At 70.4% G+C, this 13,811-nt stretch carries 11 protein-coding genes; 4 read left to right on the top strand and 7 right to left on the bottom strand.

Annotated features, from left to right (window positions below; all coding sequences use genetic code 11):
- Nucleotides 1-14: 14 nt before the first annotated feature.
- Both DDP54_RS17600 and larC read left to right on the top strand, forming a co-directional pair.
- A complete protein-coding gene (locus tag DDP54_RS17600) occupies nt 15-1,937 on the top strand; it encodes an FAD-dependent oxidoreductase (RefSeq protein ID WP_109133284.1) in 1,923 nt (640 codons plus the stop codon).
- A gap of 149 nt (nt 1,938-2,086) precedes the next feature.
- Nucleotides 2,087-3,367: a nickel pincer cofactor biosynthesis protein LarC gene (gene larC / locus DDP54_RS17595; protein ID WP_242448583.1), complete on the top strand. Its 1,281-nt coding sequence runs from the start codon at nt 2,087-2,089 to the stop codon at nt 3,365-3,367.
- A gap of 72 nt (nt 3,368-3,439) precedes the next feature.
- Here the strand turns inward: larC and larB are convergent, their stop codons facing one another.
- On the bottom strand, nt 3,440-4,123 hold the full coding sequence (larB, locus tag DDP54_RS17590; protein WP_197711483.1) for a nickel pincer cofactor biosynthesis protein LarB: 684 nt from the start codon (nt 4,121-4,123) through the stop codon (nt 3,440-3,442).
- Complete coding sequence (gene larE / locus DDP54_RS17585; RefSeq protein ID WP_109133282.1) at nt 4,116-4,970, bottom strand: ATP-dependent sacrificial sulfur transferase LarE; 855 nt, start codon at nt 4,968-4,970, stop codon at nt 4,116-4,118. The genes larB and larE overlap by 8 nt, the downstream gene beginning before the upstream one ends.
- A 215-nt stretch (nt 4,971-5,185) precedes the next feature.
- Here larE and DDP54_RS17580 point away from each other — a divergent pair, with 215 nt between their 5' ends.
- Nucleotides 5,186-5,479, top strand: coding sequence for a hypothetical protein (locus DDP54_RS17580; protein WP_109133281.1), 294 nt, complete (start codon nt 5,186-5,188; stop codon nt 5,477-5,479).
- Here DDP54_RS17580 and DDP54_RS17575 read toward each other — a convergent pair.
- From DDP54_RS17575 to uidA, 4 genes are all read right to left on the bottom strand, one after another.
- Nucleotides 5,467-6,333 carry a D-hexose-6-phosphate mutarotase gene (locus tag DDP54_RS17575; RefSeq protein ID WP_158274574.1) on the bottom strand — a complete coding sequence of 289 codons (867 nt, stop codon included), beginning with the start codon at nt 6,331-6,333 and terminating at the stop codon, nt 5,467-5,469. The two genes, DDP54_RS17580 and DDP54_RS17575, sit on opposite strands and share 13 nt — an antisense overlap.
- An 80-nt stretch (nt 6,334-6,413) precedes the next feature.
- Nucleotides 6,414-7,877, bottom strand: a complete 1,464-nt coding sequence (gene gndA / locus DDP54_RS17570) for an NADP-dependent phosphogluconate dehydrogenase (protein ID WP_109133279.1) — start codon at nt 7,875-7,877, stop codon at nt 6,414-6,416.
- Nucleotides 7,878-7,930: 53 nt separating this feature from the next.
- Nucleotides 7,931-9,379, bottom strand: a complete 1,449-nt coding sequence (locus DDP54_RS17565) for a glycoside-pentoside-hexuronide (GPH):cation symporter (protein ID WP_158274573.1) — start codon at nt 9,377-9,379, stop codon at nt 7,931-7,933.
- Nucleotides 9,380-9,543: 164 nt separating this feature from the next.
- A complete protein-coding gene (gene uidA, locus DDP54_RS17560) occupies nt 9,544-11,322 on the bottom strand; it encodes a beta-glucuronidase (protein WP_109133277.1) in 1,779 nt (592 codons plus the stop codon).
- Nucleotides 11,323-11,447: 125 nt separating this feature from the next.
- Between uidA and DDP54_RS17555 the strand changes: the two genes are divergently transcribed.
- The gene (locus DDP54_RS17555) at nt 11,448-12,509 is read left to right on the top strand and encodes a LacI family DNA-binding transcriptional regulator (RefSeq protein ID WP_109133276.1); all 1,062 of its coding nucleotides are present in this window, start codon (nt 11,448-11,450) and stop codon (nt 12,507-12,509) included.
- On the opposite strand, the gene DDP54_RS17550 is transcribed toward DDP54_RS17555, so the two are convergent.
- On the bottom strand, nt 12,443-13,732 hold the full coding sequence (locus DDP54_RS17550) for a lactate racemase domain-containing protein (protein WP_109133275.1): 1,290 nt from the start codon (nt 13,730-13,732) through the stop codon (nt 12,443-12,445). The two genes, DDP54_RS17555 and DDP54_RS17550, sit on opposite strands and share 67 nt — an antisense overlap.
- Nucleotides 13,733-13,811: the final 79 nt, after the last annotated feature.

Raw genomic sequence — 13,811 nt, 5'->3', positions numbered from 1 at the left:
CAAAGGGGTCGACCATGTCCTACGAGCGCGTCCTGCAGCCCGGCCGCATCGGGTCGCTCGAGCTGCCCAACCGCGTGATCATGGCGCCGATGGGTACCGAGCTGGGCACCCACGAGGGTCTCTTCACCGAGCGCGAGATCGCGTACTACACCGAGCGGGCGCGCGGCGGCACGGGCCTGGTCGTGACCGGCATCAGCGCCGTCTCGCAGGACTTCGAGCAGATCAACGCAGGCCTGTGTCGCGTCGACACCGACGACTGCATCCCTGGCCTGACCACGCTCGCCGAGTCGATCCACGCCGTCGGCGGCCTCGTCTCGCTCCAGCTCACCGCCGGCCTCGGCCGCAACATCAACCTGGTCGACCCCGAGCGCCTGCCCATCAGCGCGTCCGACAACCCGCACTTCTCGCAGCCCGACGTGCTGTGCCGCCCGCTCGAGACCGACGAGATCAAGCTCATCGTCCAGCGGTTCGGCGAGGCCGCCGCGCGCGCCGCCGCCGCCGGCATCGACGCCCTCGACATCCACGGCCACACCGGCTACCTCATCGACCAGTTCATGAGCCCGGTCTGGAACCGCCGGACCGACGTGTACGGCGGTTCGGTCGAGAACCGCTGCCGCTTCGCCGTCGAGGTCATCCAGGCGGTCAAGGCCGCCGCTCCGGGCCTGCCCGTGAGCTTCCACCTGTCGGTGGACCACCGCTTCCCCGGTGGGCGCACCGCCGAGGACTCGCGCGAGATCGCCCTCGTCCTCGAGAGCGCCGGGCTCGACCTGATGATGGCCGACGACGGCTCCTACGAGGCCATGGACTACGTCTTCCCGCCGTACTACCTCGGGGACGCGTGCATGGTCAGTGCCGCGAAGGCGCTCAAGGAGGTCCTCACCATCCCCGTGATGGCGGTCGGCAACCTCACGCCCGAGAACGCCGAGGCCGTGCTCGTCGCGGGCGACGCGGACTTCGTCGGGATCGGCCGTGGGCTCATCGCGGACCCCGAGTGGGCCGGCAAGCTCGCCGCGGGCCGCCGCGAGGACATCCGCCCCTGCATCCGCTGCCACGCCATGTGCGTCGGCAACGCCTTCTTCGCCCTGCCGCTCGGCTGCGCCGTCAACGCGCAGGTCGGCATGGAGCTCGAGCGTCAGGTGACGCCGGCGGACGAGCCCAAGCGCGTCGTCGTCGTCGGTGGCGGCCCCGCGGGGCTCGAGGCGGCACGTGTCGCCGGTCTGCGGGGGCACTCCGTCGAGGTGTACGAGCGCTCGGAGCAGCTGGGTGGCGTCCTGTGGCCGGCCGCGACCCCCGAGTTCAAGAAGGAGCTGCGCGGCATGATCGCGTGGTGGGAGCGCCAGATCGCGGACCTGCCCGTGACCGTCCACCTGGGTCGTGAGCTGACCGCCGCCTCACCCGAGCTCGACAGCGCGGACGCCGTGATCGTCGCCGTCGGGTCCACGCCGATCGTGCCGGCCTCGATCCCCGGCGTCGACGGCCCGAACGTCGTCGAGGTCGTGGACGCGCACCTGGGAGCCACGCTCGGCTCACGCGTCGCCGTCGCGGGCGGCGGCCTGTCGGGTGCCGACCTCGCGCTCGAGCTCGCGCAGGATGGCCGCGAGGTCACCGTGGTGGAGATGGCCGACGAGATCGCCCGGGACATGATCATCATCAACCGGATCACGCTCCTTCGTGAGCTCGCCGAGAACAACGTGCGTGTGCTCACCGGCCACGCCGTCACCGCGATCGACGACAAGGGACTCACGGCCCACGGCCCCGACGGTGAGGTCCACGTGGACGCCGACACCGTGGTGCTCGCCTTCGGCGTGCGGCCCGCGACGTCGCTGACCGAGGCGCTGGCCGGGCGCGACGGCGTCGTCAGCGTGGGCGACTGCGTGACGCCTGCGAAGGTCGGCGAGGCGATCAACGCGGGGTTCATGGCGGCGCTGACGCTCTGACGCACGCACGTGGAGCTGTAGTCGCGAGGGGCGTCGTCCGGGAGACGGCGCCCCTCGTGGCGCTCGCGCGGGTGCTCCTGCAGGCACACGACCGACCCGGAGCGCACGGTCGCTGACCGTTCCGGCTCGCTCCCGCGCTAGCGTGCCGTGTGAGCAAACTCGAACCGACGCCCCGCGTGGAGCCCTTCGTCACTCAGCCGGCCGGACCCGCGGCGCGCGTCGCATGGATCGATGCCCGGAACGGCATCGCCGGCGACATGCTGCTGGGTGCCCTGGTGGATGCCGGGGCACCGCTCGGGGAGCTGCAGCGCGCAGTCGACGCGGTGATCCCCGGCACGGTGCGGCTCACGTCCCGTCAGGTCCGCCGTGCCGGGATGAGGGCGACGAAGGTCGACGTCGAGCTGCTCGCCGCGGACCTGCCGCACCGCCTCTGGGCCGACATCCGCGACATGCTCAGGGCGGCGAGCGGACTCGATGATGCCACCCGCGATCGGGCCCTGGCAGTCTTCGGCCGGCTGGCCGAGGCTGAGGCGCGCGCCCATGGGATCGACCCGGAGGAGGTGCACTTCCACGAGGTCGGAGCGTGGGACTCCATCGCCGACGTCGTGGGCGTGTGCGCGGCGCTCGGGGAGCTGGGGATAGCGCGGCTCAGTGCCGGGCCGGTGGCGCTCGGCTCCGGCAGCATCAAGACGGCGCACGGTGACATCCCCGTCCCGGTGCCCGCGGTGCTCGAGCTGTCCGCGGGCTGGCGTGTCGTTGCTGGCGGTGAGGGCGAGCTCGCCACCCCGACCGGGATGGCCCTCGTGACCTCACTGTCGGCCGTGTGCGAAGAGCTGCCGGCGATCGTCGTCGCAGCGGTGGGGGTCGGTGCAGGCACGCGCGACGTCGACGGCAGGCCGAACGTCGTCCGCGTCGTCGTCGGGTCACCGGTCGTGGCAGCCGGGGAGCTCGAGGATCCCGAGCTCGAGGAAGCCGTCGTCCTCGAGGCCAACGTCGACGACCTCGACCCCCGCGTCTGGCCGGGTGTGATCGCCGCGCTGATCGACGACGGCGCGTCGGACGCGTGGCTGACGCCGATCCTCATGAAGAAGGGTCGCCCGGCGCACACGCTGGCTGTGCTCACCTCGCCCGACCGCGTCGCCGAGCTCCGCGCGCGGATGTTCGGCCTGGTCCCGACCCTCGGTGTGCGTCAGAGCGTGGTGCGCAGGTCCGTCCTCGAGCGCACCTGGCGCACGGTCGACGTGGAGGGTGCGGCGGTACGGATCAAGCTCGCGCACGCCCGGGGCGCCATCGTCACCGCGACGCCCGAGTTCGAGGATGCTGCCCTCGCCGCCCGGGAGTCGGGGAGCGCGGTCCGGAACGTCCTTGACCGGGCGGTCGCGGCTGCGGTCGCGGCGGGCCTCACGCCCGGGTCGGCGGTGCCGGACTGACGGTTCGGCGCACGTCGTGCCGCTGAACCGAGCGCTCGCCCGTGGGTGAGGGTCCGGATCCGGGCCGGCGGGTCAGACCGGGGCGGCGATCTGGGCCGCGAGGTGACCGGCTCCGTAGCCGTTGTCGATGTTGACCACGGCGACGCCGGGCGCGCACGACGTGAGCATCGTGAGGAGCGGCGCGAGACCCTCGAACGCGGCGCCGTACCCCACCGACGTCGGCACCGCGACGACCGGGGCGGAGATGAGCCCCGCGACGACGCTCGGCAGAGCGCCGTCCATGCCCGCGACCACGACGACGACCCGGGCCCGGCGCAGCAGGTCGAGCCTCCCCAGCACGCGGTGGAGGCCCGCCACTCCGACATCGATGACCAGCTCGCACTCGCGACCGAGGTAGGTCGCGACGAGAAGGGCCTCCCGCGCCACCGGCAGGTCGGACGTGCCGGCCGCGGCGACGACGACGAGCCCGCCCGTCGGCTCCGGAGCGGTCGGTGGCCACGCGAGGAGCCGCGCCTCGGCGTCGTATCGAGCGTCGGGCAGCTCCGCGAGCACGGCGTCCGCATGGTCCGGCGCCGCGCGGGTGAAGAGGGTCGGGGTGCCGTGCTCGCGCACTGCTGCGGCGATCGCACGGACCTGCGCCGGCGTCTTCGCCTCGCAGTAGATCGCCTCGGCGTACCCGCGCCGGTGCGCGCGGTCGTGGTCGAGCTCGGCGATGCCCCGCAGCGAGGCCGGTGGCTCCCAGGGGCGATCAGGCACGGGCGGCGACGAGCGGGAGCGTGAAGGCACCGGACTGGATGCCGCCGAGGTCGAGGGTGACGAACCGGAACCCGGCGGCCCGCACGGCGCGGTGGATCTGGCCGCGAACGTCCGCGACGGCCGCTCGAGGGAGGTCGTCGGCGGGTAGCTCGATCCTCGCGACGTCGCCATGGTGCCGGACCCGCGAGTCGATGAACCCGAGAGCGCGCAGGGCGGACTCGGCGGCGTCGATCTGATGCAGCTTCTCGGGCGTGACCTCGTCGAAGTGGGGGATGCGGGACGCCAGGCACGGAGCAGCAGGCTTGTCGGCGCACGGGAGCTCGAACGCGCGAGCGAGCGCCCGAACAGCCGCCTTGTCGATGCCTGCGTCGGCAAGGGGCCGCAGGACCCGGTGGTTCGTTGCGGCTCGGGATCCGGGACGGTCCGGGCGGAGGGTGTCGTCCGCGTTCTCGCCGTAGGCGATGGCGGTGAGCCCGTACTGCCCTGCTACCTCGTCGGAGATGCGCGTGAAGAGCTCGTCCTTGCAGTGGAAGCACCTGTCCGGACCGTTCGCACGGTAGGCGGGGTTGTCGCCTTCGCGGGTCTCGATCTCCACGATCGGTGCACCGATCACCGCTGCGACGGTGTGGGCGGCCGTGCGCTCGTCTGCGGCGAGGCTGGGGGAGACGCCGAGGATCGCCAGAGTCCGGCCGGGGCCCAGGGCCCGGACGGCGAGGGCGAGGAGCACGGAGGAGTCCACGCCGCCGGAGAAGGCGACCCCGACCCGGCGAGGATCACCGAGGGCGGCTGTCACGCGATGGGCGGCGGCCTCGAGGTCGCCGGTCAGGAGCTTGCCGGATCCGGGCACGGTGGGGCCTCCTTGAGGGCGATCGACGGTCGGGGAGTCGTGCGCCGTCCACTTTGCGCTCTCGGCGGTCCGCAGGCAACCGGTTGCTCAGAGTTGCCTGCGCCGACCGGTCGGGGGCAACTCACGGCAAGCGGTGGCCGACATCCTGGCTCCTGCCCAAGATGGCAGGTGAAGGACCTCCGCACCAGGAGGCACCCGGACCCAGGAGCTGTCGCATGACCGTCATCGTGATCGAGTTCCCTGTCGTCGACTACGACGCGTTCAAGTCGCTCTGGGAGGAGGATCGCACCAGCCGCGCGACGCTCGGGGTGCGCAGCTACCGCATCTTCCGGCCGCTCGACGACGACCACTATGTCGCCCTGCACTACGAGGTGGATGACGCGGCCCAGGCGGAGGCGGTCGTCGCGGCCCTCCGGATCATGCTCGAGGCCGGCCCGATCGGCAAGGTCCTCTTCCGGCCGGACTTCCGGATCTACGACGAGGTCGCGTCGGGCGCCTACGCCAGCTGACGTACCGGTTCGCCGCGCTGCGGCCCAGTGCCCCGCGGTGCGGTTGACGTTGCCGAGACCGCGGCAGCCATCGTGCGTTCGGCGCCCGCGCCGAGCGTGACGGCGCGCTCGCGCACGTTGCACGTCTCGACGCACACCATCTCGCGCCACTCCTCGTCCCCGAAGTCACCCATCGCGACCGCCTTGGCGGCGCCCGGGTTCCAGACCACGGCGTTGGCCGAGCCGGTCGTGGCGACCGTCAGATCGCAGCCACCGGCAGGATCGCGGACCACGATCCTGCCGGGCTGCGCGTACACACGGTCGGTCTCGGCCGTGATCTGCAGCGACTCTCCCGCCGGCGGCTCCTCGTGGTCCCCGCCGAGCCTGTCGACGTACGGCATGTCGCCGAGCCCGTCGATCGTCACCTTCTGGACGTCGCCCACACCGAGGTAGGTGTGGAACGCCTCCTCGAAGGTGATGGGCACGGTGCCCGTGTTGGTCACCGTGAGCCGCAGCAGGAGCTCGGCGCCGACGGTGATCTCGTAGCGCGCCTCGAACGCGTGCGGCCAGACTGATGCGCGCGAAGCCTCGGTGTCCTCGAGCAGGAACCGCAGCATGACGTCGTCGCCCTTCTCGACCGCCTCGAGGAGGGTCCAGTCCGAGATGCGCGCGAAGCCGTGCAGCGGACCGCCCCCCGCCGACGGCGCCGGACCGAACCACGGGAAGCAGACCGGCACCCCACCCCGCAGCGCCAGACCGGCACCGAACTGACCGGCTGCGCTCATCCAGAGCACGGGGTCCTGACCGGAGGGCACCCACGAGGTGACGTGCGCCCCCTGCAGGTAGATCTCGGCCGACGCTGCGCGACCCGACACGACCACGCGGGTGAGGCCCCCTTCGCCGGCCTCGAGGCGAACCGACGCCGGAAGGGCCGTTACGCCGGGTGCGCGCCCGTTCATGCGGGGGACTCGGTCCGGTTGCCGGTCCAGTCGGTGTGGAAGGTGCCGCCGCGGTCGGTGCGCCGGTAGGTGTGGGCGCCGAAGAAGTCGCGTTGGGCCTGGATGAGGTTGGCGGGCAGCCGGTCGGCGCGCACACCGTCGTAGTAGGCGAGGGAGGAGGAGAACGCCGGGGTGGGCACCCCGTTGAGCGCCGCCTGGGAGACGGTCCGGCGCCACGCCCCGACGCCCTTGCCGACCGTCTCGACGAAGTACTCGTCCGCGAGCAGCAGGGCCAGGCCGCTGTCACGCTCGTACGCCTCGGTGATCCGGTTGAGGAACCGGGCCCGGATGATGCAGCCCCCACGCCAGATCCGGGCCATCGCCCCGCGGTCGATGGCCCACCCGAACTGCGCCGACGCGGCCGCGATCTGGTCGAAGCCCTGGGAGTAGGCCACGACCTTCGAGGCCAGCAGCGCCAGGCGCACGTCCTCGATGAACGCGTCCCGGTCGGTCACGTCCCACGTCCCGGCATGACCCTCCAGCGCCCGCACCCCCGCCGCGCGCTGGGGCACCGACCCGGACAGGGCCCGGGCGAACGTCGCCTCCGCGATCCCGGTGATCGGCACCCCCAGGTCCAGGGCGTTCTGCACCGTCCAACGCCCCGTGCCCTTCTGCTCGGCCTGATCCAGGACCACGTCCACGAACGCCTGCCCGGTCTCGGCGTCGGTGTGCGCCAGCACGTCGGCGGTGATCTCGATCAGGAACGACTCCAGCTCACCACCGTTCCAGTCCCGGAAGATCTCCGCGATCTGCGCCGCCGAGGCGCCCAGGCCCTGGCGCAGCAGGTCGTACGCCTCGGCGATGAGCTGCATGTCGGCGTACTCGATGCCGTTGTGCACCATCTTCACGAAGTGCCCGGCACCGTCGGGCCCCACATACGTGCAGCACGGCACCCCGTCGACCTTCGCCGCGATGTCCTCCAAGATCGGGCCCAGGACCGCGTAGGACTCGGGCGACCCCCCAGGCATGATCGACGGGCCCAGCAGCGCACCCTCCTCACCACCCGAGACCCCCGACCCCACGAAGTGCAGGCCATGGGCCTTGAGCTCCCGCTCCCGGCGGACCGTGTCCGGGAAGTGCGCGTTGCCCGCATCGATCACGATGTCACCCTCGTCGAGCAACGCGACCAGCTCACCGATCACCGCATCCGTGGGCCCCCCGGCCTTGACCATGACGATCACCTTGCGCGGCCGCTCCAACGAGGCCACGAAGTCCGCCATCGACTCCGACGCCACGAACGCGCCCTCCCCACCGTGGTCTGCGACCAACGACGCCGTCTTCGCGAACGACCTGTTGTGCACCGCCGTCACATACCCGTGCCGCGCCAGATTCCGCGCCAAGTTACGACCCATCACCGCCAGACCCGTCACACCGATCTGAGCCGTTCCACGTGTGCTGACCGACGGGTTGGGCGTAGACATCTCGAGCGCTCCTCGTGGTGGTTGATGGTGGTGCGGGACGAGCGGGGAGAGGCTCACGCCTCGGTTGCCGGCTTGATGACCTCGGCGCCCTCACGCTCGGCGCGGCGGGCGCGGATCTCGCCGACGATCTGGCGGAAGACCTTGTCCGTGAGCGGGTAGAAGAACATGATCAGCAGCGAGAGCAGGATGAATCCGGCGGTGAGCAGGCCGGAGGCGAGCTGGATGCCCTGGACCGTGTCGGGTGACTGCGGCGTGCCGGCCTTCGCGGCGAGCGAGTCAAAGGCGACCACGCCGAGGGCGAAGGCACCGGCGGCACCGCCCAGGGCCTGGCCCATCTTGCGGGTGAAGGAGAACAGCGCGTAGGTCGTGCCTTCGGTGCGGATCCCGGTCTTCCACTCCCCGTACTCGACCGTGTCGGCCTCGAGGGCCCACATCATGGTGTTCACGCCGCCCATGCCGATCCCCAGGAGGAAGAAGCTGAGGACGGCCAGCATCGGCGTCACGGGCGGGGAGTACGCGAGGCCGGCGCCGGCGACGACGCCGACGAGACCCAGAGCGATGTATCCGTTGCGCTTCCCGAAGCTGCGGACGATCTTCGGGATGAACGACGCGATGAGGAACGTGCCCACAGCCTGCGCGACGGCGTTCCAGGCGATGTACTGAGCGTCCTTGAGCACGTAGATCGCGTAGTAGGCCGCCAGCGTGCTCAGCGCCGTGAGACCGGTCAGGAACGCGAGACTCCCGGCGCACAACCACATCAGTGGCTTGTTCTTCCCCAGCGTTCCGAAGCTCTGCCTCAAGGTGGGTGCGCCGACGTCGCGCTGGACCTGCTCCTTGATCGAGGTCACGGTGTAGAGGTAGAGCGCAGCGCCGACGACGACGAAGATCGCGGTGGTGACGAACAGTGAGCGCTGCAGGCCTTCCGGGTCGCCCACGAACTTCTTGATCTGCGGGGCGACGACGAAGGAGAGCATGAGGATGGTGATGTTCGAGCCCCAGACGCGCCAGCTGGCGAGCTTGGCGCGCTCGGTCGGGACCTGGGTCATCGCCGGGGCGATGGAGCCGTACGGGATGTTGACGAGGCTGTACAGGGTGCCCATCACCGCGTAGCTCACGTAGGCGTAGACGAGCGCCTGCGTGTCGCTCATGCCGGGGAAGAACGTGTGCGCGGAGAAGATCGCCATGCTCGACAGCAGGAGCGGCACCGCGAACCACACGATGAACGGCCGGAACTTGCCCAGCCGACCGGGCTTCTTGGCGTCGACCGCGCGGCCCGCGAAGAGGTCCGCGAGCGCGTCCCAGAACCGGATGAGAAGGAACATCGTCCCGATCGCCGCCGCGCTGAGTCCGACGACGTTGGTGTAGTAGAGCAGCAGGAATGACGACGCCATCGAGAAGGCGAGGTTGTTGGCTGCGTCTCCCGCGGCGTAGCCGGAGTACTGGCGCACGCCCAGCTTCTTCGGGATGGTCGCCAGCGGGGCGACCGGGACGAGGACTGCCATCAGTTGCTCTCCTTTGAGGATCGAGGCTGGAGGCCGGGACTGCACGGGCTCCGATGTATTCATTGAGACATGCGGCCGGAAACGGTGGCAATCGGTTGCCACCTGTTGCTCGGTGGTTGCCGCGAGTTGCCTGGGGGAGTGTGGCTCGACCCCTCCCCGGGGCGTCAGCGGGACGTCGTCCAGCGCCTGCGCAGCTCGAACGCGGCGGACTTCGGACGCCTGTCGCGCGTGAAGACACCCTTCTTGTTCCCGTCGACGCGGAAGACGCCCGGCTTGGTGGCGAAGTCGGCGAAGTTCCACACCTGTTCGCCGACCACGGCGTCGACGCTGTCGAACACACGGTGATTCATCGCGAGGTAGTCGACCTGGTACTCCTCGCTCCACGGCTGGGACACGACGGTGTGCACGCCCGCCATGGTGTCCGCGCCGTACTCGGTGATGATGATCGGCTTGCCGTCCGTGGCCCAGGCCTCGAGCTCCGTGCGCCACTCACGCTCGGCACTGTCGAGCTCACCCGTGTTGACGTACCAGCCGTAGTACCGGTTGAGCATCAGGACGTCAGCGAACTGGCTCACGAGGCACTTCCCGTGCGGGGCGAGCATGACGTTGACGAATCCGACAGGACGGGTCGGGTCGAGCTCACGCGTCAGCGCGAAGAGCGGCTCGAAGTAGTCCCGCGCGGCCGGGGTGTCCGACTCGGGTTCGTTCGCGATGCTCCAGATGACGACGCTCGGATGATTCTTGTCCCGCGCGACGAGCTCGCGGATGGCCTGGGCGTGCACCTCACGGGTCGCGTCGTTGACGGTGTCCGGCGAGAACGTGGTGTAGCCCTGCCCGCCGAAGATCCCGCCGGCCAGGCCGGTGTTCATCCCGACCGCTGCCGTCTCGTCGATGATGACGATGCCTCGGCGGTCTGCGTAGTCGTAGACCTCTTCGGCGTACGGGTAGTGCGAGGTGCGGAACGAGTTCGCCCCGATCCACTCCATCAGCTCGAAGTCGTGCACGAGCAGGGCGTCGTCGTGCGCCTTGCCGCGCACCGCGGCGTCCTCGTGCTTGCCGAAACCGGTGAAGTAGAACGGGCGAGAGTTGATGAGGAACTGGGTGCCGCGCACCTCGACCGTCCGGATGCCGACGGGCAGGGAGTAGGAGTCGACGACCGTGTCGTCGTCGAGGACCTCGACGACGAGGTCGTAGAGGTAGCCGTCGCCCGGCGCCCACGGGTGGACGTCCGCGACCGCGAGGGTGCCGGTCGCGCCGCTCGCCGCCGCGACCTGGGTTCCGTCGCCGTCGGCCAGGCGGACGCGAACGGAGCTGCCCTCGGCCCCGACCGTCTCGACCGCGTAGGCGACCGTTCCCGTCGACCCGTCGAGACCGGTCACCACGGTCACGTCCGAGACGTGAACGTCCGGGGTCGCGTACAGCCAGACGGAGCGGTGCAGGCCCGCGTAGTTGAAGAAGTCGTGGTAGTACTGCTGGCGCCTGCCCTCCGGGGTGTCGTAGACGAAGCCGGGCGGCACGGACTGCCAGGTGAGCTCGTTGTTGACGACTGCGGTGATGCGGATCTCCTCACCGGGGATCGCGAACGCGGTGACGTCAGCCTCGAACGGCGTGTAGCCGCCCTCGTGGCTCATGACCTCGGTCTCACCGACCCAGACGGTGGCCCGGTGCGTGGCGGAGTCGAACCGCAGCACGATCCGCTGGCCGGCCCAGCCGCGCGGCACGCGGACGCTGGTCTGGTACCAGGCGTCGCCCACGTGGTCGTGGACGGTGGCGTCCGGGACGATGTCGTTGTAGCTGGCAGGCACGGGCATCGCACGTGCCGCGTCGAGTGGGGCGTTCCACCACCTCTCAGACCGACCTGCGCCCTCCGCGTCGAGGCGGAAGCTCCAGATCCCGTTGAGCGACTTGCGTTCGCGGGTGGGGGTGTCCTGGGGGCGGAGCACGGGGATTCCTCTCGTCGGCGGGTCCGGCTGCCGTCGCGGCGCCGCTGTCGTACGTCAATCTGCCGAGCGTGCGTGCCCCGATGCAAGCGGTTGCCAGGAGTTGTCTTGCGTCGTTAGCATCGAGGATGACCCGCGAGTTCCCCCGCAGACCCGCGCCGACGATCTACGACGTCGCGCGCGTGGCGGGAGTGGCGACCTCGACGGTGTCGCGGGCTTTCGCCCGGCCGGGTCGGGTCAACGCGGACACCGCCGCACGTATCCGAGCGGTGGCCGAGGACCTCGGTTATCGCGCGAACCCGATCGCCCGTGCGCTGTCCACGTCGCGCACGCGCATGCTCGCGGTGATGATCTCGGACATCACGAACCCGTTCTACGCCGAGCTGGTTCGGTGGACGCAGCTCGCAGCCCAGGAGGCCGGCTACGTCATCCTGCTCGTCGACGCCCAGGAGTCGGACACGCTCGAGCGCGAGACGCTCGAGCGACTGCTCCCGGTCGTCGATGGCATCGTCATCGGCAGCTCGCGCATGTCCGACTCGGCCCTACGGACGATTGCGAAGCAGAAGCCGATGGTCGTGCTCAACCGGGAGCTGACGGGGGTGCCGAGCGTCGTCACCGACAGCCTCCGGGGGATGCGCCGCGCGGTCGAGCACCTGGGTGGTCTCGCCCACGACACCATCACCTATGTCGCGGGCCCCGATGCATCGTGGGCGGATGGCATGCGGTGGCGCGCGCTGCGGGAGGCCGGTCATGAGCTGGACCTGGTCACGCGACGGATCGGGCCCTTCGCGCCCACCTTCGCCGGCGGTCTGAAGGCTGCGGGGGAGCTGGCCGCGTATCCGACGACCGCTGTGATCGCCTACAACGACCCGATGGCGATCGGCGTCATCCGGGGGCTCGAACGGGCCGGACTCCGGGTGCCGGAGGATGTCAGCGTGATCGGGTTCGACGACACCCTCATGTCCCGACTGGTCAGGCCGGCGCTGACGACGGTGGCGGCTCCGCTGCGCGAGATGGGTGCGACCGGCGTTCGCGACCTCCTGGCGGTGCTGAACGGAGCCCAGGCCGAGACGGGGCACGCGTTCGTGCTGCCCGTCCGGCTGGTGGTCCGCGGCTCGACCGCTCAGTGCAGCCGGAAGAGCACCTCGCCCGCGTTGGGCACGACGAACGTGTCCGGGTCCGCCTCGTAGGCCGCGAGGTCGAAGTCTGCCGGCGCGATGTAGCCGAGGTTCGCCCGACGCACCTTCTCTTCGGGGATGGCGGTGACCAGGGTGACGGTCAGGCGGCACCGCTCACCGTGGACCTCGTCGTAGGTCCCAGCACCGCGAAGATGGGTGCTGTGCGCCAGGACGCCCCAGTGCATGTCCTTGAACTTGTCCCACTGCTTCACGAAGTAGTCGCGGCAGTGGTATCCGATCTCATAGATCTCCTGGTGGACCACGGAGATCTCGGAGATGTGCGGGGCGTAGATGATCACCTCGCCACCGTCGGCCACGACAGGCTCGAGCTTGTAGAAGCCCTTGGCCGCGGTCCAGATGTCGTCGTACTTGGTCGGGATCAGGGACACGACGCGCTTGACGGGCGCATCCAGGTAGCGGACGTGGGTCTGCGCGGAGACCTCGGCGGCGGAGGCCCACGCGGCCTCGGTCGATCCGAACGTCGCCGCATGCAGGGACGACGTGCCGGACTGCGCGACGACGCACAGCGCGAGCTTCTCGCTCGGGATCATCGTGGCGGCCTCGTTGATCAGAGCCCGCACCGGTGTGATCCCGCGGGTCCCGATGATCTCGGCGCTCGTGATGAGCGCACCGACCCAGTGCGTGAGATCGATGATCTCCGGACCCGCGATGCCGGGGAAGAAGTACTTGTTGCCACCCGAGAAGCCCACGACCTCGTGCGGGAACACGGGGCCGACGACAAGTGCGACGTCGTGCTCCACGATCACCTTGTTCAAGGCGACGTCGGCGGAGATCGACAGCAGCCCTCCGCTGAGCTCGCTGACCCGCTCGGCACTGATTGCGCCGAGGGAGACGAAGGTCTCGGGCTTCCACCACTCGTGGTTGAGCACGGTCATGCCCGGGTAGGTGGCTTCGAGGCCGTCGTCCTGGTAGCCCAGGTGCTTGGCCAGCGCCTCCTCGGTCATGGCGACGTGCGTCCCCAGCGCGATGAGGACGGTGAGCCTGCTGACCCGCCCGACCAGCGCCTCGTGCACGCAGCCCAGGAGGAACGGGAGCGGGCAGCTCCGGGTCCCGTCAGGGACGACGAGGCACACGCTGCGTCCGTCGAAGTCGGTGTCGCCGAGAGACTCGAGGATGAACGCGCGCACCTCCTCGGTGGTCAGGACGCTGTCCGGGCCGCCGATGCGAGCGGCCTGGAGCGCCTGGGCGGTGACGAGCTCACGGGTGTCGGTCATGGGCCCACCTTGCCTCCCGAGGGTCACTGCGGCAAGGTCTCGCGGCAACTCCTGGCAACCGATTGCCAGTGCCCGGCGA

Origin of the sequence: Cellulomonas sp. WB94, from assembly GCF_003115775.1 — a bacterium.
Lineage (GTDB): Bacteria > Actinomycetota > Actinomycetes > Actinomycetales > Cellulomonadaceae > Cellulomonas_A.
This window is presented reverse-complemented; position numbering and strand designations above follow the sequence as displayed.

Coding starts and splice junctions, on each gene's coding strand:
- DDP54_RS17555 (WP_109133276.1), top strand. CDS start 11,448: ATGACCCGCGAGTTCCCCCGCAGACCCGCGCCGACGATCTACGACGTC.
- DDP54_RS17600 (WP_109133284.1), top strand. CDS start 15: ATGTCCTACGAGCGCGTCCTGCAGCCCGGCCGCATCGGGTCGCTCGAG.
- DDP54_RS17580 (WP_109133281.1), top strand. CDS start 5,186: ATGACCGTCATCGTGATCGAGTTCCCTGTCGTCGACTACGACGCGTTC.
- gndA (WP_109133279.1), bottom strand. CDS start 7,877: ATGTCTACGCCCAACCCGTCGGTCAGCACACGTGGAACGGCTCAGATC.
- DDP54_RS17565 (WP_158274573.1), bottom strand. CDS start 9,379: ATGGCAGTCCTCGTCCCGGTCGCCCCGCTGGCGACCATCCCGAAGAAG.
- DDP54_RS17550 (WP_109133275.1), bottom strand. CDS start 13,732: ATGACCGACACCCGTGAGCTCGTCACCGCCCAGGCGCTCCAGGCCGCT.